This window comes from Alkaliphilus transvaalensis ATCC 700919 (genome assembly GCF_000621485.1).
Classification (GTDB): Bacteria; Bacillota; Clostridia; order Peptostreptococcales; family Natronincolaceae; genus Alkaliphilus; species Alkaliphilus transvaalensis.
In genome coordinates, this window is sequence record NZ_KK211287.1 from 223319 (window position 1) to 245592 (window position 22274).

The 22274-nt window shown below is 33.9% G+C and carries 28 protein-coding genes and 2 riboswitches; of the genes, 4 read left to right on the forward strand and 24 right to left on the reverse strand.

Annotation, left to right across the window (positions count from 1 at the left end; translation table 11 throughout):
* Positions 1–143 precede the first annotated feature (143 nt).
* Complete coding sequence (locus T335_RS0117950) at positions 144–341, forward strand: CsbD family protein (protein WP_026478756.1); 198 nt, start codon at positions 144–146, stop codon at positions 339–341.
* Positions 342–427: 86 nt separating this feature from the next.
* On the opposite strand, the gene T335_RS0117955 is transcribed toward T335_RS0117950, so the two are convergent.
* From T335_RS0117955 to T335_RS0118060, 21 genes are all read right to left on the reverse strand, one after another.
* Positions 428–889 carry a pyridoxamine 5'-phosphate oxidase family protein gene (locus T335_RS0117955; protein ID WP_034328864.1) on the reverse strand — a complete coding sequence of 154 codons (462 nt, stop codon included), beginning with the start codon at positions 887–889 and terminating at the stop codon, positions 428–430.
* A gap of 34 nt (positions 890–923) precedes the next feature.
* On the reverse strand, positions 924–1562 hold the full coding sequence (locus T335_RS0117960; protein WP_026478758.1) for a hypothetical protein: 639 nt from the start codon (positions 1560–1562) through the stop codon (positions 924–926).
* 73 nt (positions 1563–1635) lie between these two features.
* Positions 1636–2880 carry an ABC transporter permease gene (locus T335_RS0117965; RefSeq protein WP_026478759.1) on the reverse strand — a complete coding sequence of 415 codons (1245 nt, stop codon included), beginning with the start codon at positions 2878–2880 and terminating at the stop codon, positions 1636–1638.
* Positions 2877–3611 carry an ABC transporter ATP-binding protein gene (locus T335_RS0117970; protein ID WP_026478760.1) on the reverse strand — a complete coding sequence of 245 codons (735 nt, stop codon included), beginning with the start codon at positions 3609–3611 and terminating at the stop codon, positions 2877–2879. Before T335_RS0117970 ends, T335_RS0117965 begins: the two co-directional genes overlap by 4 nt.
* Before the next feature lie 324 nt (positions 3612–3935).
* The gene (locus tag T335_RS0117975) at positions 3936–4781 is read right to left on the reverse strand and encodes a PhzF family phenazine biosynthesis protein (protein WP_026478761.1); all 846 of its coding nucleotides are present in this window, start codon (positions 4779–4781) and stop codon (positions 3936–3938) included.
* Positions 4782–4901: 120 nt separating this feature from the next.
* Complete coding sequence (locus T335_RS0117980; RefSeq protein WP_026478762.1) at positions 4902–5429, reverse strand: hypothetical protein; 528 nt, start codon at positions 5427–5429, stop codon at positions 4902–4904.
* Positions 5430–5648: 219 nt separating this feature from the next.
* On the reverse strand, positions 5649–6329 hold the full coding sequence (locus tag T335_RS0117985; RefSeq protein ID WP_026478763.1) for a YjjG family noncanonical pyrimidine nucleotidase: 681 nt from the start codon (positions 6327–6329) through the stop codon (positions 5649–5651).
* Positions 6330–6331: 2 nt separating this feature from the next.
* Complete coding sequence (locus T335_RS0117990) at positions 6332–6778, reverse strand: VOC family protein (protein ID WP_026478764.1); 447 nt, start codon at positions 6776–6778, stop codon at positions 6332–6334.
* Positions 6779–6925: 147 nt separating this feature from the next.
* On the reverse strand, positions 6926–7522 hold the full coding sequence (locus T335_RS0117995; RefSeq protein ID WP_026478765.1) for a thiamine phosphate synthase: 597 nt from the start codon (positions 7520–7522) through the stop codon (positions 6926–6928).
* Complete coding sequence (gene thiC, locus T335_RS0118000; protein WP_026478766.1) at positions 7515–8828, reverse strand: phosphomethylpyrimidine synthase ThiC; 1314 nt, start codon at positions 8826–8828, stop codon at positions 7515–7517. Before thiC ends, T335_RS0117995 begins: the two co-directional genes overlap by 8 nt.
* Before the next feature lie 112 nt (positions 8829–8940).
* Positions 8941–9966: a thiamine phosphate synthase gene (gene thiE, locus T335_RS22940; RefSeq protein WP_026478767.1), complete on the reverse strand. Its 1026-nt coding sequence runs from the start codon at positions 9964–9966 to the stop codon at positions 8941–8943.
* 39 nt (positions 9967–10005) lie between these two features.
* Complete coding sequence (gene thiH / locus T335_RS0118010; RefSeq protein ID WP_026478768.1) at positions 10006–11109, reverse strand: 2-iminoacetate synthase ThiH; 1104 nt, start codon at positions 11107–11109, stop codon at positions 10006–10008.
* Positions 11109–11885, reverse strand: a complete 777-nt coding sequence (locus tag T335_RS0118015; protein ID WP_026478769.1) for a thiazole synthase — start codon at positions 11883–11885, stop codon at positions 11109–11111. Before T335_RS0118015 ends, thiH begins: the two co-directional genes overlap by 1 nt.
* Before the next feature lie 145 nt (positions 11886–12030).
* Positions 12031–12222 (reverse strand): sulfur carrier protein ThiS, encoded by a 192-nt coding sequence (gene thiS / locus T335_RS0118025; RefSeq protein WP_026478770.1) that lies wholly within the window; start codon positions 12220–12222, stop codon positions 12031–12033.
* Between the two features lie 167 nt (positions 12223–12389).
* Positions 12390–12490, reverse strand: a riboswitch (TPP riboswitch).
* Between the two features lie 98 nt (positions 12491–12588).
* Positions 12589–13167: a hypothetical protein gene (locus T335_RS0118030; RefSeq protein ID WP_026478771.1), complete on the reverse strand. Its 579-nt coding sequence runs from the start codon at positions 13165–13167 to the stop codon at positions 12589–12591.
* Between the two features lie 31 nt (positions 13168–13198).
* Positions 13199–14314: a glycosyltransferase family 4 protein gene (locus T335_RS0118035; protein WP_026478772.1), complete on the reverse strand. Its 1116-nt coding sequence runs from the start codon at positions 14312–14314 to the stop codon at positions 13199–13201.
* A 119-nt stretch (positions 14315–14433) separates the two neighbouring features.
* Positions 14434–14895: a hypothetical protein gene (locus tag T335_RS0118040; RefSeq protein ID WP_026478773.1), complete on the reverse strand. Its 462-nt coding sequence runs from the start codon at positions 14893–14895 to the stop codon at positions 14434–14436.
* A 75-nt stretch (positions 14896–14970) separates the two neighbouring features.
* Positions 14971–15678: a glycosyltransferase gene (locus T335_RS0118045; protein ID WP_026478774.1), complete on the reverse strand. Its 708-nt coding sequence runs from the start codon at positions 15676–15678 to the stop codon at positions 14971–14973.
* A gap of 19 nt (positions 15679–15697) precedes the next feature.
* Entirely contained in the window at positions 15698–16795 is a 1098-nt protein-coding gene (locus T335_RS0118050; protein ID WP_026478775.1) for a glycosyltransferase family 4 protein, read from the reverse strand.
* Positions 16796–16809: 14 nt separating this feature from the next.
* The gene (locus T335_RS21275) at positions 16810–17418 is read right to left on the reverse strand and encodes a hypothetical protein (protein ID WP_051569400.1); all 609 of its coding nucleotides are present in this window, start codon (positions 17416–17418) and stop codon (positions 16810–16812) included.
* Positions 17419–17617: 199 nt separating this feature from the next.
* Positions 17618–18457 (reverse strand): CvfB family protein, encoded by an 840-nt coding sequence (locus tag T335_RS0118060; protein WP_026478776.1) that lies wholly within the window; start codon positions 18455–18457, stop codon positions 17618–17620.
* A gap of 147 nt (positions 18458–18604) precedes the next feature.
* On the opposite strand from T335_RS0118060, the gene T335_RS0118065 reads away from it, so the two are divergent.
* Complete coding sequence (locus T335_RS0118065) at positions 18605–19237, forward strand: YgjV family protein (protein WP_026478777.1); 633 nt, start codon at positions 18605–18607, stop codon at positions 19235–19237.
* Positions 19238–19305: 68 nt separating this feature from the next.
* Here the strand turns inward: T335_RS0118065 and T335_RS22410 are convergent, their stop codons facing one another.
* From T335_RS22410 to T335_RS0118080, 3 genes are all read right to left on the reverse strand, one after another.
* Entirely contained in the window at positions 19306–19491 is a 186-nt protein-coding gene (locus tag T335_RS22410) for a small, acid-soluble spore protein, alpha/beta type (protein ID WP_034328866.1), read from the reverse strand.
* A 103-nt stretch (positions 19492–19594) separates the two neighbouring features.
* The gene (locus T335_RS0118075; protein WP_026478779.1) at positions 19595–19843 is read right to left on the reverse strand and encodes a helix-turn-helix domain-containing protein; all 249 of its coding nucleotides are present in this window, start codon (positions 19841–19843) and stop codon (positions 19595–19597) included.
* A gap of 15 nt (positions 19844–19858) precedes the next feature.
* Entirely contained in the window at positions 19859–20389 is a 531-nt protein-coding gene (locus T335_RS0118080; RefSeq protein ID WP_026478780.1) for a sigma factor-like helix-turn-helix DNA-binding protein, read from the reverse strand.
* A 428-nt stretch (positions 20390–20817) separates the two neighbouring features.
* Between T335_RS0118080 and T335_RS0118085 the strand changes: the two genes are divergently transcribed.
* Entirely contained in the window at positions 20818–21057 is a 240-nt protein-coding gene (locus T335_RS0118085; RefSeq protein WP_026478781.1) for a BhlA/UviB family holin-like peptide, read from the forward strand.
* Between the two features lie 88 nt (positions 21058–21145).
* Positions 21146–21262, forward strand: a riboswitch (molybdenum cofactor riboswitch).
* 115 nt (positions 21263–21377) lie between these two features.
* Positions 21378–22259 carry a substrate-binding domain-containing protein gene (locus tag T335_RS0118090; RefSeq protein WP_242837323.1) on the forward strand — a complete coding sequence of 294 codons (882 nt, stop codon included), beginning with the start codon at positions 21378–21380 and terminating at the stop codon, positions 22257–22259.
* The last annotated feature ends 15 nt before the right edge of the window (positions 22260–22274 follow it).

Here is a 22274-nt window from a genome sequence, read left to right on the forward strand (position 1 = left end):
TTGGGTATTTCATAAATATACTCATTATTGAGGAATTTGCATAAAACCAATATAAATTCAGATTTATGGTTATGGTATTATGAATTTCCTCTATTATGAAACTATCAATAAGCAAAGTAATTACTTAATTAAGGAGGTGCCCTATGAATCGTGAAGAATTTAAAATTAAGTGGGATAATATTAAGTCAAAACTTAAATCCAAATGGTCTAAATTAACTGATCATGAGGTAGAAGAGATTGATGGTAATGTAGATATCCTCATTAGCAAACTTCATAAATACTATGGGATATCACCAGAAGAGGCTGAAATGGAAGTAGATCAATGGTTTAGAATTTCATAAACTTTAATAAGGCACCCAATGGGTGCCTTTTCAATAGTTAGGTTTCAATTTGATTAATTATAATATCATAGAACATAATAAGGGGTTTATTGATTTCTTCGCTTCCCAGTCATATGCTCAATATTTATTTTTACAACAGCTGTTTTATTTTCTGCTCTACTTATATAGGCTAAACCTTCCTTAATAAAATCGGGGCTAAATCTTTCGATAATTAGTCTTAAGACCTCTGTTTTTTCTTCTTGATCTACAACTTCAGCCTTTCCAAAAGTAACGACACTTTCATAATTAGTGCTAAAATCCTTTGATATAACTTCGTGATCACCATATACAGTAAAACTAACACGATTATTTTTTTTGATGTTGTTCAGTTTATGACCTTCTAAAGCACAATGAAAATAAATGGCTTTATTCGCATAAACGTAGTTTACGGGTACACCATAGGGCTGCCCCATTTCATCTACTGTTGATAAAATACCTACTCCTTCTTTAACCAAAATCGCCTCTGCTTCTTCATGGGAGATTTGTCTGTCTTTTCTTCTCATTTCCATCAATTTCTCCTCCTATCCTATAAGTAAAGGATCATTAACCCTGTAGTATAGTATGGCAATATTGACATTCCGTTGCTATCCCCTTAATGATTTTACTTGTGGCGCCACAGCTATCACACTTTACATTAATTCTTTCAATAGTAACAGCTTCCTCTGAATTTCTTTTTATCGCATTCTTATTAACAATTAGTCCATGGTCATCATCGATAAAGTGATTCCATAAAAAACCAAGATTAATCATACTTCTCAAATCATCCTTAACATTTTCAGTGGTTTTGTTTACTGTATTGCCAATGTTTTTGATGGAATTCACCCCAACATCATCTATCAGACGTATATATTCTCGATAAAGTTTATTACGGCTGGACAACTTATTACCTGCAAAAAATAAATAGAGTCCTGGAATTAAAGCAATAAAAGTAAAAAAGATTATATCTTTAAAACCATCATAGGTAAAGATACTACCCATAGAGGTTAATACCGTTAAACCATAAAAAATAAGAAAACCGATTCCTACGTTCTTTGCAGATTTACCTGAGGTAAGGCTTGCTTCCTCTGCCTTCATCCTTTTCCACCCTAAAAACATTCCCAATGGCAATAAGAATATAATTGCTATTATAATAATAGGCCAAATTAATAACTTACTTTTTTTTTGCTGATTTGTGTTAATCAATCCAATCCCCCACCTTACTTTTATATTTTGTAATATCCTATTTCTATGAAAACTTTAATATTCCTGCAAAAGATTATCCTTTTATTTTCGTCATAACCATGGTTGTTCTAAAGGATATCACAATATAAACCCATACAAAAAGAACAATCGAATCTATTACAGGATGAATTAAAACTTTGTTAGTAATAAAATAAATTAAAGATATTAATAGTAACAAAGGCATTAACCCAATAAAGGGCCCTAATTGAAAAGCCCTAGACTTTTCTTTTAAAGAAAAGGGATATATTTTAATCCATACATCTTCTATCAGTTGGTTCCAGATTGACACCATATAATAGCTCAACAAAAATGTAATGAAAAATATACCGATTGTAATAAACCACATTTCGGTTTCTAAAAGGAAAATAATAAAAATTACAGTGGAAATCTGGAAAATATATTGAATATTTCCCTTACCTCTAAATAACAACCTAAAATAAAGGAGTAGCAGCCCGCCTACCTTACTAAATGGTTCAAACTTTCTACCACTAAATGTTTTGGGAGTCCTTCTTTTAGAGCTTAGCTTTTCCCTTGGAGGTTCCCCTAAAAGAGTGGCTAAAATTCTAGCCCGCTCATTAGCTTCATCAGTAATCCAAGGAATCCATTTAATCACCGTTTTATTTTTTATATAGTAAAAAGCTAAAAGTAGTATTATTAAAGAAAATATAATAGCTAAATTACTTATACCCCACGAAGTTCCTTCAAACCATCTAGAAACAAAAACATAGGATAACACCCAATAAGTTCCTTTGATGGGATATTTCATTATTCTTTTGAAGCCCGTTTTATATCTTTGATATAATATAAATTTTATAACCATATATAACACTTTAATCTGTAGACCTAAAATATAAAAATAACCAAAATCAACCCTCTCTCCTACCTTAATAACAGGATTTAATAGATAAAGTAGTCCGACAAATAGACTCCACCCTACAATAGCCAAGGTTAAATTTAACTTTTCAGAGTAACTTACAAATTCCTTGCCCGAAACATTCATCGGGGAAAGATATACTTCATCTGCCCCCTTTAAATAGCCTTTAATTTCACCACTTAATAAGACAATTAAGGTGATAATTTGAAGTATCTTAAAGTAAGGATTTACACTTAAAAGGTTAATATATTCATCAATATAAGGAAAATAAGCTAACCCAAGTAATGCAATTAATGCTACTGTATAAAGGGTAATAACTGCATCAAATTGAAAGGCAATAAACTTATAATAAAGTTTAGTAAAATAAATCATCCTCTTTTTCCACAATCCGAATATGGGATTCATACTACTTCCTCCACAAAATAATCAAATAGATCCATCAAATCTGCCTCATACATTTTACTATCTCGTCTCATTTCTTCTAATGTCCCTTGGTATAATACCCGTCCCCCCGAAAGCACAATGAACCTATCACAGATTCTTTCGGCAGCATCTAAGACATGGGTACTCATTAGAATCCCTAACCCCTGTGTTCTTTTTTCCTTCAAAATATTCACTAATGCCTTAATCGATTTAGGATCAAGACCGATAAAGGGTTCATCTACTACAAAAAGGGTGGGGTCATATAATAGACCACACATGACCATTACTTTTTGCCTCATCCCCTTTGAAAAGGAATTAGGAAAGTGATGTAATTTATCCCTCATATTAAAGGTATCCAATAACCTTGATATTCTTTTTTCAAAAACATTTTTATCTACACCATTTGCCATAGCCGTAAATTCTAAGTGCTCTAATAGCGTTAACTCCTCATAGAGCAAGGGCATTTCTGGTATATAAGCTATTTTCCCTTTAGCTTGGTTCCAATCCTGATCTATTTCTACTCCCTCCACAATCAGTTTTCCTTCTGTAGGAGGGATAATCCCTAAAATCGTTTTTAGCAAAGTTGTTTTACCGGCTCCATTTGAACCAATTAATCCTACAATCTCGCCAGAATTAATTTCTATAGAGACATCCTTTAAAACCTCTACCTTTTCGTAGCCACTATATAATCCATTAACCTCTAACCTTTTCATTTAATCAACTCCCAACGATAGACAACAAACTACCTTTACTGGTAATTATATCCTCATTTTAGTATAAAGCCTTCCCTAAGGACTGTCAATTTATTGAAACTCCTATTAATTTTGTCGAAGATTCTATTTCCAGGGAAATATATGAAGAATCTCCCCCTTTTCAAAAGAAAATAATAAAGCCTAGAGGGGCAATTAAATTGATTTACTAGGCTTTAGTTTTATTATATTTTTATTTGAAGAGATAGTATCAATCCTATATAAATATATAAATTTGTCGTTATGGTATTATGCAAATAGGTCATTATTATAGATTACCTTAGATTACTAAAAACCATTAATCATAATTGCATTACCGCCTACATATAGGGCAACTAACTCTTCAGCAACGAATTTTATTTTAACCTTTATTTCTGAAGGTCTCAACATATGATACCCCTGCTCAAAAACAAATTGATCTTGTAAATGAGCTTTATATTTACTAATGTAGCAGGCTAAGGCCCCATTAGCTGTCCCCGTAGCAGATTCTTCATTAATCCCATAAAAAGGGGCAAAGTTTCTGCAATGGCCACTAACCTTTTGTAGACTCTCAAAACTAAAGGCATGGATTCCTATAGCATTATATTTTTTACTTATTTCAATTATTTTTTCATGATTGGGTTTGAGCCCATTAAGGAGTTTCAGATGTTTAATAGGTAAAATTATATCCCTTAAACCTGTAGATACAATTTGAATTGGCAGGTTATCTAAGCAGTCCTCTTCTAAACTTTTAAAACATTCTTTAATTTCCTCAAAAGAGAGTATCTGATCAAATATAGGTAATGTTTGTTCCATAAAGACTTCATCGTCAGATATCTGTAAGCGAAGGACACCAGCCTTTGTTTCTTGGCTATAATTCCCTGGCGTAATTCGACCTAAATCCCTTAATAAATTGAAGGTTGCTATCGTTGCATGTCCACAGAGATCTACCTCTTCTACTGGAGTAAAAAATCTTACACGAAAATCTGCTATATTAGATTTCATTACAAAGGCCGTTTCTGAATAACCTACATCTTTTGCAATTTGCTTCATCTCACTTTCAGATAATTGGTCGGCCTCTAACACGACTCCCGCTGGATTCCCTCCGTCCTTTGTCTTAGCAAAGGAGCTTAGTCTGTAAATATTACTTTTCATCGATTTTTCCCCTCAATAGGCTTATTGAATTTGTTTGATTCTTTACCTTAATTTCTTTATCTTAGTTTCTTTATCCAGTTTCTTTAGCTGAATTTTTTATTGGTATTACTTCTTAAAGTTTTAAGCTTTCCTTAATGACCTTACTACATTAACAATTCCTTTTGCTTTTAATAACAAAATTATTCCAATTAGTAGCTGAGCTAAATTACCTATCATTTCAGAGAAGTAATTCATAAAAATAGGGTCTTGTGATAATTTCCTACCTAAATGGGAATAGGTATTACGTAATCCTAATAGCTGTATTGAAGAAGTTGTTAATTTAGGAATAACAATTGCTACCATTAAAATCCCAATAATAGAAAAGGCTATTACTTCTAAAGAATGATAATCTACTTCGTTTTCACTACCCTCTCCTATCCCAATCTCTTTAGTCATAAATACCCCAATAGGTTTAGAGAATATCCAAAATAAGATCCCTAACCCCAAGTGAAGAATCGGAGGTGATAAATACAACCATCCTATCTGCAATTCATAGGAATAATCCCCTAAAAATAGGGAAACTACCAGAGGTATTTGCGCAACAAATCGGTAAAAAAGATACAGTGAAAAACATTTGTTAAATAATATTGCTATCTTAGTAAACTTCATTTCCCACACCCCTTTCAAACAAGAATATACAAAAAATCAAATTTCTATTTAACTATGTATTCTCCCTTCAGTTTACTAATCCTTCTAAATTTTAAATTTTTTGTCAGTTTATTCAACAATAATGTCTCTACAATTAATTTAACGATATTATTAACTATTAATTTAAAAAACCATATCTGTTTTGATATTGTATTCTCCTTTAAATAAAATCATCATTTTTTATAATAGCTCCATAAGTTCTTTTAAATCCTTGATCTCGTAGGTTGGTTTTAATCCAGTTTTATTTTCATCACCTAGAGGATTATACCAGCAAGTATCAATTTGATAATTTACTCCCCCCTGTATGTCTGAGCTCAGGGAATCTCCAATAATTAGTGTCCTACCCTTATCCTTGTGGGCAATTGCATGAAAGGTATAATCAAATATTCCGATGTCCGGTTTTTTAAATCCTGTTTCTTCTGAGGTAATGATTTTATGGATATATTTATGTAATGGTGATCTATTAATTCTAGAATACTGCACATCAGTTATCCCATTGGTCAAGATGATAATTTGATACTTTTTGTAAAGGTATTTACAAACCGCCTCTGCTCCATCAATTAGATAATCACCTTCACCTAGGTGGGTCAAATACCGTTTACTAAAGCCCTCTATATCCACCGCTTCTTTAGAGTCTTTAAATAATCTCTTGAACCTTTCTGTTCTTAAACTTTTAGAATCGATTCTTCCTTCCTCAAAATCCCTCCAAATTTGGCTATTTATTATTCTATATTGATTTAGCTCTTGATTATCGTAGTTAAGATTAAAATATTGGTAAGTTTTTTCTAGGGCATTGGCTTCTGCCAGATCATAATCAAATAAAGTGCCATCTGCATCAAGTAAAATCACATCATATTTCATTGCTAGTCCTCCTTATAAAAACCTTCTTTAATTTCATCCTTTGTGTCCCATAGGGACCAAGCAGCTTCTAATAGATTTCCTTCTTGGTCTCTAAAATAAAAATACTTTGCCTCTCCATTTCCAAGACTATGTAGATCTCCTACTTCAACTCCATTTGCCCTTAAGGTCTTATGGGTATAATCAATATCAGGACAGTTAAAGGCCATTATTGGAAAAGCTTCACCATTTCTTGAGATTTGCAAAGATTGTTTGTCTTTTGTTTCAATTAATAATAACCCAATGGCGTGTTTATGGGGGTGATGAAGCACTGCTAAGAATGAACCCCGATCTTCAAACTTGTCCATCAGTTTAAACTCTAGGTGTTTTGTATACCAGTCAATAGATCTCTCTAGATTTGATGTTGGAATATAAGCATAGCCAATTCTCGTAAATTTGAACTTTTTTTCCATAGTATCACTCCTAACGGTTAAAGTTAAAACTTATTATTATTCTACCAGTTCTTATAAAAGAATACCAGATAAACCCAGAGTCAATAACCCAAAGAATAAGCCCCCAACATATAACCCTATGATGGAGGCTTTATTACTACTTATAAACTACTTCATTTTTTCTTTAAATGCTTGAGTTATTCTATAGGGGTCCTCCGCCTCCATAATCCCTGACATGATGGCTATTCCTTCAACCCCAAGGGATACGACACTCCTTACGTTTTCTAAATTAATTCCCCCAAGGGCAATAACAGGAATCTTTACCCTTGAAAGAATTGATTCAATAAAAGCTAACCCCTTTGGTTCTAAACCAGCTTTACAGTTGGTTACGAAAACATGACTGGCAAGCAGATAATTCGCCCCCTGCTTCTCGGCTTCTATTGCTTCTTCTAAGCTATGGACAGATACACCAATCAAACCATCAAAACTAGGCTTATTCTTCATAAAGGTTTCATAACCTATATGGTAACCTTCAGCACTAATAGCTTCTGCTACTTCTAGGTTGGCGTTTACGATAAGTTGCGTCCCTTCTTTTTTTACGCTATCCTTAATCTCTTTAGCAATAGGTAAGAGTTCTTCATAGGATAAGTCCTTTTCCCTTAAGATGATTGAGTCGATCCCCCCTGCTACCGCCCTTTCTATCCTACTGAAAAAACTTCCTTCCTTTACAAGTCTTCTGTTGGTTATTAAAAATAGTTTAGTCATCTTCTCTTAGAATGTTTATATTTTTACCGGCCATAACCTTGTTCATATTCCGCATAGAACACATTTTTCCGCACATTGTACAGCTATCCTCATGCTCTGGCATAGACTCTTTTCTGTACCTTCTAGCTTTTTCTGGATCGATGGCAAGTTCAAACATTCTCTCCCAATTTAATTGTTGTCTTGCTTGACTCATTTGATAATCCCATTCTTTAGCACCTTTAATTCCCTTTGCAATATCTCCTGCATGGGCAGCAATTCTTGAAGCAATAATACCTTCCTTCATATCTTCTAAATTTGGAAGTCTTAGATGCTCTGCTGGAGTTACATAGCAAAGGAAATCTGCACCATTGCTTGCTGCAATTGCTCCACCGATGGCACTGGTGATATGATCATAACCAGGGGCTACATCAGTTACGATTGGTCCCAATACATAAAATGGTGCTCCATGGCAAAGTTTCTTTTCGATTAGCATATTAGCAGCAATTTCATTAATCGCCATATGGCCTGGTCCTTCAATCATTACCTGTACATTTCTTTCCCAAGCTCTTAAAGTTAATTCTCCCAATACAATAAGTTCATTAATTTGACTTGCATCGGTGGCATCATTAATACTTCCAGGTCGACAAGCATCTCCTAAACTTAAGGTTAAGTCATAGGCTTCACAGATCTCTAATAACTTATCATAGTATTCATAGAAAGGGTTCTCTTGGTTATTTAATTCCATCCACGCATATAATAAAGACCCTCCTCTAGAAACAATATTGGTTAAACGCTTATTACGTTTAAATACATCGGCTGTAGCTCGGTTAATCCCTGCATGGATCGTTACAAAGTCAACACCATCTTTTGCATGCTTTTCAACAACATCTAAAAATTCTTCAGCTGTAATGTCTTGAAGCTCTTTGTCATAGAAGCCAACAGCATCATACATTGGTACAGTACCAATCATGGCAGGAGACATTTCAACTAACCTTTGTCTAAACTCTTCTGTTTTACCAAAGGAGCTTAAATCCATAATCGCCTCTGCCTTCATATCAAGGGCAGTCTGCACCTTTTCCATTTCTGCATCAATATTGGGGCAATCTTTTGAAATACCTAAGTTTACATTAATTTTAGTTCTTAAACCTTCTCCAATTCCTTCTGGATCTAAAGACTTATGATTTTTATTCGCTGGAATAACTACCTTACCATTTGCAATTAAGTCCCTTAGTTTTTCTACATCCATTTGCTCCTTTTGGGCTACAACTTCCATTTCCTTTGTAATAATCCCTTTTCTAGCTGCATCCATTTGAGTAGTATAATTCATTTTTATCGTCTCCCTTTAGATATAATTTCTTTTAATCCTTTTTACTTGCTTCTTTTTACTATTCATTACATTGTTGCTAAAATATCTTGTGTATAATATTAGCGTTATGGTATTATCCAGTTTCCTCAAGTAAATTTCTTAATTCCTTTACTTTTTCTTTAATAGAAGGGGCTCCTACAATTTCTGAGATCATTGCAATACATCTACCGCCCTTTTCTTTAACAGAAGTAATGTTAGCAGCATTGATTCCCCCAATGGCTACATAGGGAATATTAATATTTTCTGCTACCCAGCTTAAATACGCTAACCCTTGAGATTTAACAACATCTTTTTTCGTTTGTGTGGGAAAAACAGGCCCTACCCCAATATAATCGGCTCCCTTTTCTACAGCCTCCATTGCCTGTTGAGGATTATGGGTAGATAGACCAACCATCAAGTTCCCCGAATACTTTCTAATTTCTTCAATTGGTACATCCTCTTGTCCAATATGTATTCCATCGGCTTTTACTGATAATGCTAAATCAAGATCATCATTAACAATAAAAAGAGCCCCTGCTTCTCTAGTCAACCTTCTTATTTCAAGACATTGTAAATACTTTTCTCTTTTAGATTTATCCTTTTCTCGATACTGAATCACTTTAATATCTGCCTTGAGCATTTCAGTTACCACTTGAATATTATCTCGTCCCTTTGAAAATTCCTCACCAGTTATGCCGTAAAGGTCTGTATCTAAAATAGGTTTCTTTAAAACAGGATACCTTCTCTCTATTTCGTAGGAATGAAACCTTAAAGCTTCATAGATTTTAGATTCTTCGTAATGTCCTAACACCTTTAATGTTTCTTCTATACTCCTAATCCCCTCTTGTACCCTTTTAAAATTAGCTTCCACCAAATTAGATATACTTTCCTTCTTGTCTAGGCTACTATTAACGGATATTTCGAAGCCAATATCCTTTGCCGCATCTCGATAATTTGTTAATGGAATCCTATTCATCGTTTTTCGGACTTGATGTCTTAACTTCCTTAAATCATCTGTAATTGTAGGCACCTCATAAACAAACCTTGCGAGATCTTCTAAAACCCGAATCCCCTCCGACACTCGATTAACATTAACATCCACAATTCGATACAGATTCATGTCTTCCACCTCCTTTAAGTTTAAAAGTTTAGGTTTATACTATATTTGCATCCAATTTTTAAAAATTGGTTGATAACCTTTGGCTAATATTGCTTCCTTAATTTCCTCTACAGAACGGGTATCCCCAATTTCAAATTGATTGATCCCTTCATCTTTACCACTATGGCCACCCACAGCTGTGGTAACCCCTGCAGACATTTTAGTGACCCCTAAGGGGATGAGATGGTCACGATAAGATTGTCTTTCACGGGTTGAGATGGTGATCCCGACATAGGGTAGAAAAATCCTTAAGGCCAGCATCACTTGGACCAGACTTCGGTCATCAACAAAATCAAGATCCTTAAACACCCCTATATGGGGTCGCATTCTAGGAAGAGAAACACTAACTTCCACATCCATAAATTTATTTTGAAGATAAGAAACATGAAGTCCCGTCATAAAGGCCTCTTCTCTCCAGCTATTTAATCCTAACAAGGCACCAATATTAACACTTCTCATTTTTGCTTCACAGGCCCTTTCTGGGGCATCTAATCTAAAATGATAATTCTTCTTTGGGCCAGCTAAATGTACTTTTTTGTAGACTTCTTCATCATAAACCTCTTGATAAATAGTTAGCCCATCTACTCCAGCTTCCATTAATGCTTTATATTCTTCTGTTTCTAATGGGTAGATTTCTATTGAAATAGAATCAAAGTATTTTGTTAACACCTTCGTTGCTTCTAAAATATATGAAACTGGTGTTTCCTTCCTCGACTCCCCCGTTAAGATTAAAATATGTTTTAAGCCAGTTGCAGCGATTGCTTTAGCCTCTTCTTCTATTTCTGCTAAAGAAAGCTTTTCCCGTTTAATATCATGGTCTACATTAAAGCTACAATAGGCACACCGATTCACACAGTGATTGGACAAATACATCGGAGTATAAAGTAGAATACTCTTTCCAAAGTGTTGTACAGAAAGCTGATGGGCCCTTTGGGCCATTTCCTCTAGATAACTGGAAGCCTTAGGGGATAATAAGGCTAAATAATCTAAAGGACTTAATTTATTCTGTTGAAGTATTCTTAAGATATCCTTCTCTTCTATCTTTTTAAAAAATCCTTCATAGTCTATTTCTTTAAAGGTAAGCAGCTCATTATAAAAACCCATTATTCCCCAACTCCACTTAAAAAGCCAGTAAGGGGTGATGATGCATTTGCAAGCTTTCTTTCTGGCCCCACCTTTGACAAATAGGCTAATCGACCAGCTTCCACCGCTAAACCAAAAGCCTTTGCCATATCGATAGGGTTATCGGAAGATGCAATGGCGGTATTGACTAACACCGCAGCCGCCCCCATTTCCATTGCTTCTACCGCTTGAGAAGGCTTACCGATCCCAGCATCTACAATAATTGGTACTTTAATTTCATCGATTAATATTTGAACCATCTCTTTTGTTCTTAATCCTCTATTGGTGCCTATTGGTGCCCCTAATGGCATTACAGCCGCTGCTCCTGCTGCTTCCATTGCTTTAGCGGCCATGAGGTCTGGGTTCATGTAAGGTAGGACGATAAAGCCTTCCTTTGCCAAAACCTCTGTAGCTTTAATGGTTTCAAAGTTATCTGGAAGAAGGTATTTATTATCAGAAATGACTTCAATTTTAATCCAGTTACCACAGCCCATAGCCCTAGCTAATCTTGCAATTCTAATAGCTTCATCAGCATTTCTAGCACCAGATGTATTTGGTAGCAGAATAATATCTTTAGGTATGTACTCTAAAATATTTTCCTCTTTACCCTCCAAATCCACCCTTCTTACAGCCATCGTTACTACTTGGGTACCACAACTTTCAATTACTTTAGGCATCATCTTATTACTGGCATATTTTCCAGTACCAATTAACAGACGACTTTTTAATGATGTACCACCTATTATCAACTCATCCATTTTTCTCATCTCCTTACTTCTACTCTTATTCCACAACTAGAAATTATGTGGCGACTAAAAGGACATTCAAAGTGAAACCTAACGTCCCCCATTATGAAATGACTTTGACCTTGATCAATTTTAGTGAAAGTCAATGAACCCTCCATCACCCTCCACCTATAAAGCTTACAATTTCTACCTTGTCTCCTTCGTTTAAGATCCAAGTTTGATAATCTTCCTTTGCTACAATTTCATAATTTACTTCCACCACAACCAATTCTGGAGATAACTTTAATTCTTCTAAAACTTCTAGTACTGTTATATCTTTAAACGACATTTCTTTACCATTAATTAGCATCCATTCTCCTCCTTTCATTAGATTCAACGAAATATTAATCAGTAACATTACAACAAGAAATAGATATAGATCATCATTTCATTAGCATTAAAAGCATTAAAAAAAGCTCACCCAAAGGTAAGCTTATGTAGACTTGTATTGATTGTACAAAACAATTGTACAACATATATCAAGTTAATCTGCTTCCCTACGGTAGTACTAACTACATCAGGTTCACAGGGTTAGGAATAATTTCCCTCTCAGCCAAAAGGCACCCCCAGCACATATTATTCATTTACTAAAATTATAATCTACTTGAAGTTTATTGTAAAGAGATATAACTTATTACTTTTTTTATGATAGAGAAAATGTTTATATTAAGCTATTTTATAGATGAAAAGATTTCTTTCTAATCGTTTGATGTAGCACAGTTGAATTGCGACATACTTTTGAGTAGAGGCAGTCTACCTTAGCTTTTATATCAAGATAAGCAGTTTTATCTTTTTCATGGCTCCACTGTACACAAGACTGCACCTTATAGATGATTGAGATAACTTTTCCAAAAGCATCTATATATTTAATAAGAATCCCATAACTAAGCATTCCTAAAGCAAAGCTATATTTTCTGTCTTTACAAGGTGTGGACTCGACATTAACCTTTACATCAATTATACTGCATGTAAGAATTCTTTTCGGCTCTCTATTAACCTTAATCTTTATTTTATACTCATGTTCTTTTAAGCAGGTGTCTATTACTCTTTTCACATTAATACATTCTATACTTGTGGGAATTAATTCTGGGGTCACTAAATGATGGCCATCGCTATAAGTCGGAACTAACATTGATACCTGCTGAAGAAGGCTAAAATTTATCAATTCCTTTACATATACGATCAGATGATATTTTGCCCCCACTATATGAAAGGTATTATTCTTATTGGCAACACTTGGAGATGTGAAGGCCATCATATCACCCTCTTCACTAAAACAATCTCTTCTAACGGAAAACTTCAGACATGGCCTTTGCCCAACGTTCTTCCCATATCTTTTTACTAAAGCTCATTGCCACTTCTCTACCTCTATTTCCCATAAGTTTTGACTTTACTTTATCGAGGGCTAACTCTTCAATAGCATTAACTAAATTTTCCACTGATGGCTTGATTAAATAACCATTATATCCCTGTAAAATAATATCCGATAACCCCCCTGCAAGACCCGCAATAACAGGTTTACCACAGGCCATTGCTTCTAGGGCTGCTAAGCTAGTTCCCTCGGTTGAACGGGATGGAATTAAAACGATATCTGCTTGCTGATAGATTTCGGGCATCATTTCAAAGGGTTTCCAATAATAAAAGCATCGCTCCTGTGTATTGATCCATTGAGTCATCAGCCTTTCTACCTTATCATCATGCCCTCTTCCACAAAAATGAAACTCTATCCAAGGGTATCGACGTGTAAGTATTTCAGCAGCCCTCATGGTTTCATTCACTCCCCTTACAGGGACCATGCGCCGTGGAAAAAGCACTTTGACCTTTTCACCCTCGGGTTCTTTCCTTTCTTTTGGGCAAAAAAGATCTGTATCTACATAGTTTGGAATATACTCCCACTTATTATAATTTCCTGGTAACGTCCCATTAAAAAAGTTAATGGTATTGGTGTCTACCGATACGAGTTTTTGTGGTCCAGTAAGGGCTACCCCCATTCTTCTGATCCATTCCTGATGGGCCTCTTGTCGACCTGTTGAAATATGAAAACCTGGCCAATCCCAATATACACCATGACTAATGGCAATACTTTTTTCGTGTACTATCGGAAAAGCTAAAGCAAGGATAAAATAAATTGCGTAATCGAAGGACATGGCATTTTCATAAAAGGCCATATTAAGTTCAGGAAAAGTATTAAATTCTGACTTTGTGGCTGGTATACTTCTAATTTTTACACCATCAAATTCCTTAGTCCAACCATCCCCAATTTGCCAAACTTCAACATCCATTCCCAACTTTTTAATCAGTCTGCAAAGGTCTACTTGATATCGCTCTGCCCCTCCCATAATGATTCTGTCTCCTGCTGGATTAAAAAAATTAGTTGTCAGTAAAGCTAATTTCTTTGGCATAGTACAAATTCAACTCCTTATTTCAAAGGATTTCGTTTCATTTTTTAAAGAATTTTAGTTTCATTAAATAGGTTAATAGCCCATTTTTATAGGGCTATTAACCCTTTCTTTAAAGTTAATTAACTTACAGGTGATGCTTGAGACACAAACACTAAATCTACATTTATTTCAAGACCTTGCACAATATTGCTTACATCTTCTGGTAAACTAACAACAAATGTTAATAATTCATCATCTGTAGTATCCAATAATCTTCCTGCAGCAGGTTGCTCCACTAATCCAGAAACTGGTCCATTGTAGACCTCTGCACTTGTTTCATCTTCAATAGCTATATTTAATCGATCAGCTAGAATTTGAGCTTGAACCGGTGTAGTCGTTCCCTCCGCACTCCAATCGGCAAAAATATAATAGTATGCATCTACATCCCCAGCATTAGCAACCTGAAGTTGAGGAGAACCAACAGATTCTCCTGGCACAAGGTTCGTTGGCGAAAAGAGGGCATCTTCTGGGCTGACAGTTATCGAAACACTGGCGGTGCCTGCCGAACTACCACTATTGGTACTTGAAATCGTAAAAGGCATTTATATTCACTCCTTCCTTAATATAATTTTAGAAATTTTTTGTGTTTTATTTTGTTATATTATATTAATTCTTTATCAAAGAAGTTCTACCCATTTCTCCAGTTTAATTTTTTCCGGAGGGTAGATAATACTTTCATAATGTTCCTTACTCATGTATTCAAAATTAGGGTCTTGACGCAGACATCTTTCGTACTTCGCCTTGTTTAAATTTGAATCTATCCACCCCAAATGTTTAATTCTTAAGGTTGTTTCATAACTTAACAATTTTCTGTAGGCCAAAGGAAAACGTCCACAGTGAAATTTTAACGATGGCCAATGATCAGCTAACTGAGGCTGATATTTAACCCCATAGATGGAAAACCCCCGTAACCATGGATTCCATATCCCATCAGTCCGGTAATATTCTTCACTTTCCCAACAGTCAAACAGACGAAAACTAATAGCGTTAAAATCCTTTTGTTTTATTAAATATGGAAACTCTTTTATTCCACTTTCTTCCATAAGTTCGTCGGCATCTATAGCCAGTATCCATTCGGGCTTGTTCTCAATTGTATAGTGCCATAACTTCTCCCGTAGTTTTGACTCATCGACTAAGAACATTGAAGATTCATTACGATACAACTTTACTAAGGGAAATTTAAGACATATTTCAGGTGTTTCATCTGTAGAGGCATCATCTAACACAACAATTTCATCTACATATTTCTCTAGTGCTTCTAAACATCTCTTTAAGTAGCGATTTCCTTCATTTTTAACGGTCATCATGGCGGTTAGTTTAGGCATGAAATCACCTACCTTATACTTATATTGGGTAAATCTGTTTTATGCATTGGCTCCACCTTTTCATCCATATTTCTTTACTAAAGGCGCTAGAGGTGGACGTTGCATTTTGTCCTAACCTAGCACCCTCTGCAGGGTTTTCTATTAAATAACATAGTGCATGAAAAATACTTTCTTTAGAAGGATGTATTAACAATCCATTATAACCATTAATAATTAAGTTAGTAAGGCCTCCCACGTTTGTGGCTAAAATGGCTTTGCCCATCGCCATAGCTTCTAGGCAAGAAAAACTCGTGCCCTCCGAATAAATACTAGGGATCACTACAATATCTCCATCAGCATAGATTTCTGGCATATCTTCATAACTAGGATGATGATACAATATCCGATCTTTATGGACCTCTGCTTCCCTCCATTGATGGAACAGCTTTAGATTTTCTGGGTTATTTTTATCGACTGCAAAACAAACTTCAAGATTTGGATACTGATTAAGCAGGCGGGGTACAACATCAATAAAAACACCAAAACCTCTTTCTGCAGAAATTCGACGGGGAAACACAATGCGAGTTCGATTACCTTTTTCCTTTTTACGAGGATAAAATTCCTTTAGGTCAACAAAATTAGGAATAACTCTTACTTTTTCATCTGCTAGATTTGGATAAATGGCTCTAGTTACGTTTAAAAAATTATAGTCGCAGGATATGATTAACTTTGCTTGTTTTAAAGCCCCTTCAACAAAATTTCCATAGAATTTTTTTGCCATTTCTGGACTTGATCCTGGTCTCTCCCACCATACACCATGGGATATACAAATTGAATTAGGTCTATAATAAACTTGTTGAAGAATTGATGAGTATAAAACCCTCCCTTCTACATTTTTTTCTATCCCCTCTATCACATCCCTAAGATTTCTTGGATCTGCTTTATATCCATACACAGGCCAATTTAAGTAGTTCGTCTCAAAATCTTCATAACCATTTTGATGAAATGTGATTTGATATCCCATATCTGTTAATAGCTTTCCTAAAGTAATCATATACCTTTCCAACCCGCCAATAATAGGGCGTTTGCCGTCCCAAGTTAATAGATTAGGAATAAATATAGCAAGATTCTTCTCCATTTCCTCTTCTCCCTTCAAATTTGGTTGTTATGGGCCTCAACTTCCGCTTCTCCTAACAGATCATCTTCCTGATCAAGATCAATAGATTGAATGCGATCATTAGTTATTTCTTGACATGGTGTGGGTTCACATATTCCGTAACTTGGTACAAGCAATTGAACTTCTGATATACTTTTAACTTCTAAGGCTACTTTGATCCTACAGTTTATTGTAATTTCACCATTAACAATATTTATTTCAGTAACTAGGGCATTACAGAATAATAATCTGCTAGCCTTACAGTTTAGAGTTGTTTCATCAGATGTCCTTAATTTAATCTGCTTAACATAGTTAAAAATTAAATCTGCCTGTTGTGACAGATTATTAGGGTTAGATATAACCATTGGTACTAACACCATAATCTGAAAGGAAAAAAAGCCATCACCAAGAAAACTTCGGCTAAGTTCTGTACAGCTTACTCCTTTTTGATCCAGTTGACAAATGACTAAGTCGCCAACTTTTAAACCCGATATACTCCAATTATTAATAACAAGTTTGCTAGATTTTTCATCTATAGCTAAACAACTATCATGAACCTTCTCAGTTAGTATACATTCAATTTTACAATTATGATGGTATTCCACAATTCTAGTTACCTCCTATTTTTATGAAGTAAAAAAACAGCTTACTATATAGTCTATTAAAAGTTTTATTTGAAGTTTACAACAAGTTCCTTAAAACACATGGAAATTGAATAATTAATGAATTGTGAATAGAAAAAAGCCTATATAGCTGGTTAAACTTAAACCAACGATATAGGCTTTTTTAAATTTCTTTATTATGTTATTTTAATAACCTAATCCCCTTACTGTCTTGTACTACTTTTTTCTCTTTTAACAACTTTCCTAATGCTCGTTTGAAGGCATTTTTGCTGGTAGGTATGTATTTGTTAATTTCTTTAGGATCACTTTTATCGTTAATCGGTAAAAATCCTTCATATTGTTTTAGCAGATAAAGAAGTTTTTCAGCATCATCATCCATTTGCTGATAGGCTAGTTTCTTAGTGGAAAGATCAACCTTTCCATCCTCCCTAACTTTAATAATTCTAAAGGTATCTTGGTCTCCAACCTGATAAGTTTTAAATACTTCAGACGTATGGGCTAATCCATAATATTGATTATCTATTGCTACAAATAATCCTAGTCTAGGGTTAATACTATAAACTGTACCCTTCACTAAATCTCCAGTCTTATAAGGAGCCGATACTTTCAGTTCTTCATCAATGTTCATGGTACAGCAAAGACGATTACTTTTATCAATATAAATCTTTACTAAATAAGAGCTTCCTTTTCTAACACGGGTTGTCTGTTCACTTATGGGTAGTAATATATCTTTTTCTAACCCCCAATCTAAAAACGCTCCTATTCCAGTTAAATCTACTACCTTTAAATAGGCTAAGCTACCTACTTCACCATAGGGCTTTTTGAAGGTTGCTGTAACCCGATCCATAGAGTCTCTATAGACAAAAACCTTTACTAAGTCCCCAACTGCTAATTCGTCGGTAACTTCCTTTTGGGGTAATAAAACATCTTCTTTATGATTACCTGTTGTTTCTAAAAATGCACCATATTTAGTTTTTCTTGCAACTTTAAGTTCATTAATCTTTCCTATGTTTAATGACAAAACCTTACACCTCTTTTATCAATTTTTTATTTATCATTCTCATTTTAACATAATTTATGTTTTAATAGACAAAACTTATATTTTAAAATATAATATATTTTTGGTGCAAAATGTTTTTAAAATAAAATTTATTATGGAGGACTTAAGATGAACCAAGAACTTTTAGAATGGCTGGGTTATGCAGCTTCAATATTAGTGGCAATTTCTTTACTTATGAGTTCTATTGTAAAGCTTAGAATTTATAATCTAGTTGGCTCCGCTTTATTTGCTGTCTATGGTTTTGCTATAGGAGCTTTTCCTGTAGGTTTAATTAATACATTTATCATCTTTATTAATATCTATTATCTTTTTAAAATACTTTCCGAAAAAGAATATTTTAAAATTATTGAAGTAGGTAAGGATGATCAATACTTAAAAGCTTTTTTAGAATTTTATCGTGAGGATATAAAAAGTTTTTCCTCCCCTAAAGACCCCTTCCTCTTTACTGAAGACACCTTTGGTTTTTATATTCTAAGAAACCTTGTACCAGCAGGAATATTTATTGCAACCAAGGAAGATTCTGAAACCCTTGTTATCAACGTTGATTTTGCCGTACCTGCCTATAGGGACTTTAAAATTGGCAAGTATATCTTTAACGATTATCAAAACTATTTTATTAATTTAGGATTTAAAAAATTTCATTCCTATTCCTCAAACCCGAAACACATTAACTACTTAAAGCGAATGGGTTTTCAGGAAGAGATCCTTAATGGAGAAAAAGTTATGACTAAAATAATATAGTAGATACGGAAAAAAAGCTTTTGACAACTAAAAAATGGAGTCAAAAGCTTTTTTCTTTATCCTAAACTTTATTTATTCTTTCTAGAAAATCTTCCTTCGCCTGCTTTTACCATTCTTTTAGTCATGCTCATATTACCTCTACTATCGATTACTGATGTTGGAGCTGTTGGATTATTTATTCCTAATTCATTAGCAATTTCCATTTTATAATTGTTTAATGCCATTTTTGCATTTGGATCTACCTGTCTAGCCATCTTAATTCCCTCCTTAATATGATTTTTCCACAACATTATTTTTTGTACTATTAATCTAGAAATACAAGGGAATTTAATGAATGCTGTCCATTTTTTATATATCTTAACGGCTAATGATAGAATAAATCTCTTCCCTACATTTTTGTATTTCTTCATTTGGCTCAAATTTAAAAGATTGAATACATTTAATTAGCTTAATATTTAATTCTTGAAAACAATCTTCATTAAATACGCCATTTTCAATACTATGTTTGTAGATTAGAGGTTCAAATAACTTTAAAATTCTCTCTATCGCTTCTTGATCCCCCTCTTGTGCCTTTTCAAAAATAATTCTTAAGTCTCTATTTCCCATTTTTCCCCCTCCTTGTTAAATCACCTTTTCCCCTTCACCCAATATTAATCTTAATTTCTTAAGGGCCGTTTTCTTTATTTTATTAACCCCTTGTTTTGAGATTCCAAGCTTATATCCAACTAAAGTGTCACTTTCACCCTTTATGATACACCTATATAATATTTCTTTTTGTCTATCAGTTAAAGTGTCCATCGCTTTAATCATTTCTTCATTATGGGATATTTCATTATACACGGGAGCATCATCTATCAGTTGAAATATCTCTTCAATAAAGTCAACTTCACCATAACTAATAAGATTTAACCTTTCCTCTTGAAAATCTGGATCTACAACATTTAGAGTCAACTCTTCTCGTTTTCTAATTTGATTAGTTTTTTTCTTAATTTGAATCGCTGAAAAAATAATCGTTTTTTTTACATAACCATACAAATAAACCTTGAAAATATAATCTGTAAAATCTTCCTCTATTGATGTTGAGCTTTCCTCTTCTAGCAATGGTTCCTTTAGCTTTTGTTCATCTACAAAACCCTTCACTAATTGATTCAATACACTCCCCCCCTTTATTTATATTAGAATAAGACTATTTTACCTCTTATATAATAAGAGTATTTTTTTGAATTTTCTGTAAACCATTCCCGTAAATTTTCTGTAAAATAGTCCTCTATCCCTAATTTTATTTTATCTAATTGTTAACTCTTTGTCTTTATTTTTCAAGACAAAATACAATTAAAGTAACCAAAAATCAAGGGATAAATTCCGTAATATCAAGACCTATAGTCTTTTTAAAATAGATTTTATTGCTTTCATTATTTTATTAACAAAAATGTATATATATTAAAATAGTCAACCATATTAACATTTTTTCATCATATTTTACATATAAATTACATTCTGGTATTGGGGTTTACTTTTTAAGGGGAATTAGCTTATTTAATAGTAAGACAGATAAAATTTAGGTAGAGGAGGTTAATCTTATGGAAAACGAATTATTAAAACTTGCATCATCTCAAGGAGTGTGGGCTGTTTTATCTGTGGTGCTGATTTTATACATATTAAAAAATCAAGAAAAAAGGGATGTTAAACAAGATCAGAGGGAACTTAACTATCAGTCAATCATTCAAACCCTAACAGACAAATTAAATGTTATTGAAGCTGTAAAAAAAGATGTCGAAGATGTTAAAAATTTTATACTTAATCGAGATCAGCAACCATAACTAATCCTGTATTTCTAATAACTACATTTCGATTAAAGAGATGTAGTTATTTATTGACAATTTTCAGATAATAAATTAGACTATAAGTACAAGTTCATATCTCCGAGTTTATGTTCCTAAAAATTTTCATGGAGTATAAACCTTTAGGGTATTACTGGAAACGGTAATGCCTCCCATAGTGGAAAGGAGTCATACATAGCAACTTTCAAGTTCTTTTTGCTGATGCCCCTTAGGGTATTTTTTTATGCATTTTCTCCCTCTACTATGGAAGGCGCTATTATCTTCTAAATTTAAAAATAAAATCAAAAGGGGGAATTTTTATGTTTAAAATTATGAAAAAAAGTTCGTTACTGCTTCTACTTAGTTTAGTTTTGATTACATCTATACTGTCGGCCTGTTCAAAACCAGTTGACTCTTCATCTGAAAATGGCCCACAACAACCTACAGGTCTTCAACAAAGCATCATTCTTTCCACCACCACCAGTACAGAAAATAGTGGTTTATTGGATGCGATCCTACCTATTTTTACGGAAGATACAGGAATTTCAGTAAAAGTCGTAGCTGTTGGAACTGGCCAGGCTATCAAAATGGGAGAAGATGGCGATGCTGATGTTCTATTGGCCCATGCAAAGGCTTCAGAAGAAAAGTTCGTGGAAGAAGGACATGGTATTGAAAGATTTGACGTAATGTATAATGATTTTATTCTTGTTGGTCCTGCTGATGATCCTATGAATTTATCTACAGATGCTCCATCCGACATATTAAAGGCTTTTTCCCTAATTCATGAAAATAACGGTACCTTTATTTCTAGAGGCGATGATTCTGGTACCCACAAAATGGAGCTTGCCCTCTGGCAGGAATTAAATATAGAAACAACAGGAAAAGAATATGTCTCTGCTGGACAAGGAATGGGTGCAGTTCTTCAAATGGCAGATGAATTGATGGGCTATACCTTAACTGATAGAGCTACTTATTTGTCAATGATGGACAAACTAGATTTAGATATTATTGTTGAAGGAGATGTAAAACTCTTTAATCAGTATGGAATTATTGCCGTAAACCCAAACAAAAATGATAAAATAAATAAAGAAGGTGCCGAGGTATTTATTAACTGGATGTTATCGGAAAAAGGACAAAACTTAATTGGAGAATTTGGTAAAGATCTATATGGTCAATCTTTATTTATTCCAAATGCAAAATAATAACTAGACGTTAGG

Bases quoted from the DNA above. Each gene is read 5' to 3' on its own strand.
- T335_RS0117950 (WP_026478756.1), top strand. From the start codon at position 144: ATGAATCGTGAAGAATTTAAAATTAAGTGGGATAATATTAAGTCAAAA.
- T335_RS0117955 (WP_034328864.1), bottom strand. From the start codon at position 889: ATGGAAATGAGAAGAAAAGACAGACAAATCTCCCATGAAGAAGCAGAG.
- T335_RS0117965 (WP_026478759.1), bottom strand. From the start codon at position 2,880: ATGAATCCCATATTCGGATTGTGGAAAAAGAGGATGATTTATTTTACT.
- T335_RS0117970 (WP_026478760.1), bottom strand. From the start codon at position 3,611: ATGAAAAGGTTAGAGGTTAATGGATTATATAGTGGCTACGAAAAGGTA.
- T335_RS0117975 (WP_026478761.1), bottom strand. From the start codon at position 4,781: ATGAAAAGTAATATTTACAGACTAAGCTCCTTTGCTAAGACAAAGGAC.
- T335_RS0117980 (WP_026478762.1), bottom strand. From the start codon at position 5,429: ATGAAGTTTACTAAGATAGCAATATTATTTAACAAATGTTTTTCACTG.
- T335_RS0117985 (WP_026478763.1), bottom strand. From the start codon at position 6,329: ATGAAATATGATGTGATTTTACTTGATGCAGATGGCACTTTATTTGAT.
- T335_RS0117990 (WP_026478764.1), bottom strand. From the start codon at position 6,778: ATGGAAAAAAAGTTCAAATTTACGAGAATTGGCTATGCTTATATTCCA.
- T335_RS0117995 (WP_026478765.1), bottom strand. From the start codon at position 7,522: ATGACTAAACTATTTTTAATAACCAACAGAAGACTTGTAAAGGAAGGA.
- thiC (WP_026478766.1), bottom strand. From the start codon at position 8,828: ATGAATTATACTACTCAAATGGATGCAGCTAGAAAAGGGATTATTACA.
- thiE (WP_026478767.1), bottom strand. From the start codon at position 9,966: ATGAATCTGTATCGAATTGTGGATGTTAATGTTAATCGAGTGTCGGAG.
- thiH (WP_026478768.1), bottom strand. From the start codon at position 11,109: ATGGGTTTTTATAATGAGCTGCTTACCTTTAAAGAAATAGACTATGAA.
- T335_RS0118015 (WP_026478769.1), bottom strand. From the start codon at position 11,885: ATGGATGAGTTGATAATAGGTGGTACATCATTAAAAAGTCGTCTGTTA.
- thiS (WP_026478770.1), bottom strand. From the start codon at position 12,222: ATGCTAATTAATGGTAAAGAAATGTCGTTTAAAGATATAACAGTACTA.
- T335_RS0118030 (WP_026478771.1), bottom strand. From the start codon at position 13,167: ATGGCCTTCACATCTCCAAGTGTTGCCAATAAGAATAATACCTTTCAT.
- T335_RS0118035 (WP_026478772.1), bottom strand. From the start codon at position 14,314: ATGCCAAAGAAATTAGCTTTACTGACAACTAATTTTTTTAATCCAGCA.
- T335_RS0118040 (WP_026478773.1), bottom strand. From the start codon at position 14,895: ATGCCTTTTACGATTTCAAGTACCAATAGTGGTAGTTCGGCAGGCACC.
- T335_RS0118045 (WP_026478774.1), bottom strand. From the start codon at position 15,678: ATGCCTAAACTAACCGCCATGATGACCGTTAAAAATGAAGGAAATCGC.
- T335_RS0118050 (WP_026478775.1), bottom strand. From the start codon at position 16,795: ATGGAGAAGAATCTTGCTATATTTATTCCTAATCTATTAACTTGGGAC.
- T335_RS0118065 (WP_026478777.1), top strand. From the start codon at position 18,605: ATGAACCAAGAACTTTTAGAATGGCTGGGTTATGCAGCTTCAATATTA.
- T335_RS22410 (WP_034328866.1), bottom strand. From the start codon at position 19,491: ATGGCTAGACAGGTAGATCCAAATGCAAAAATGGCATTAAACAATTAT.
- T335_RS0118075 (WP_026478779.1), bottom strand. From the start codon at position 19,843: ATGGGAAATAGAGACTTAAGAATTATTTTTGAAAAGGCACAAGAGGGG.
- T335_RS0118085 (WP_026478781.1), top strand. From the start codon at position 20,818: ATGGAAAACGAATTATTAAAACTTGCATCATCTCAAGGAGTGTGGGCT.
- T335_RS0118090 (WP_242837323.1), top strand. From the start codon at position 21,378: ATGTTTAAAATTATGAAAAAAAGTTCGTTACTGCTTCTACTTAGTTTA.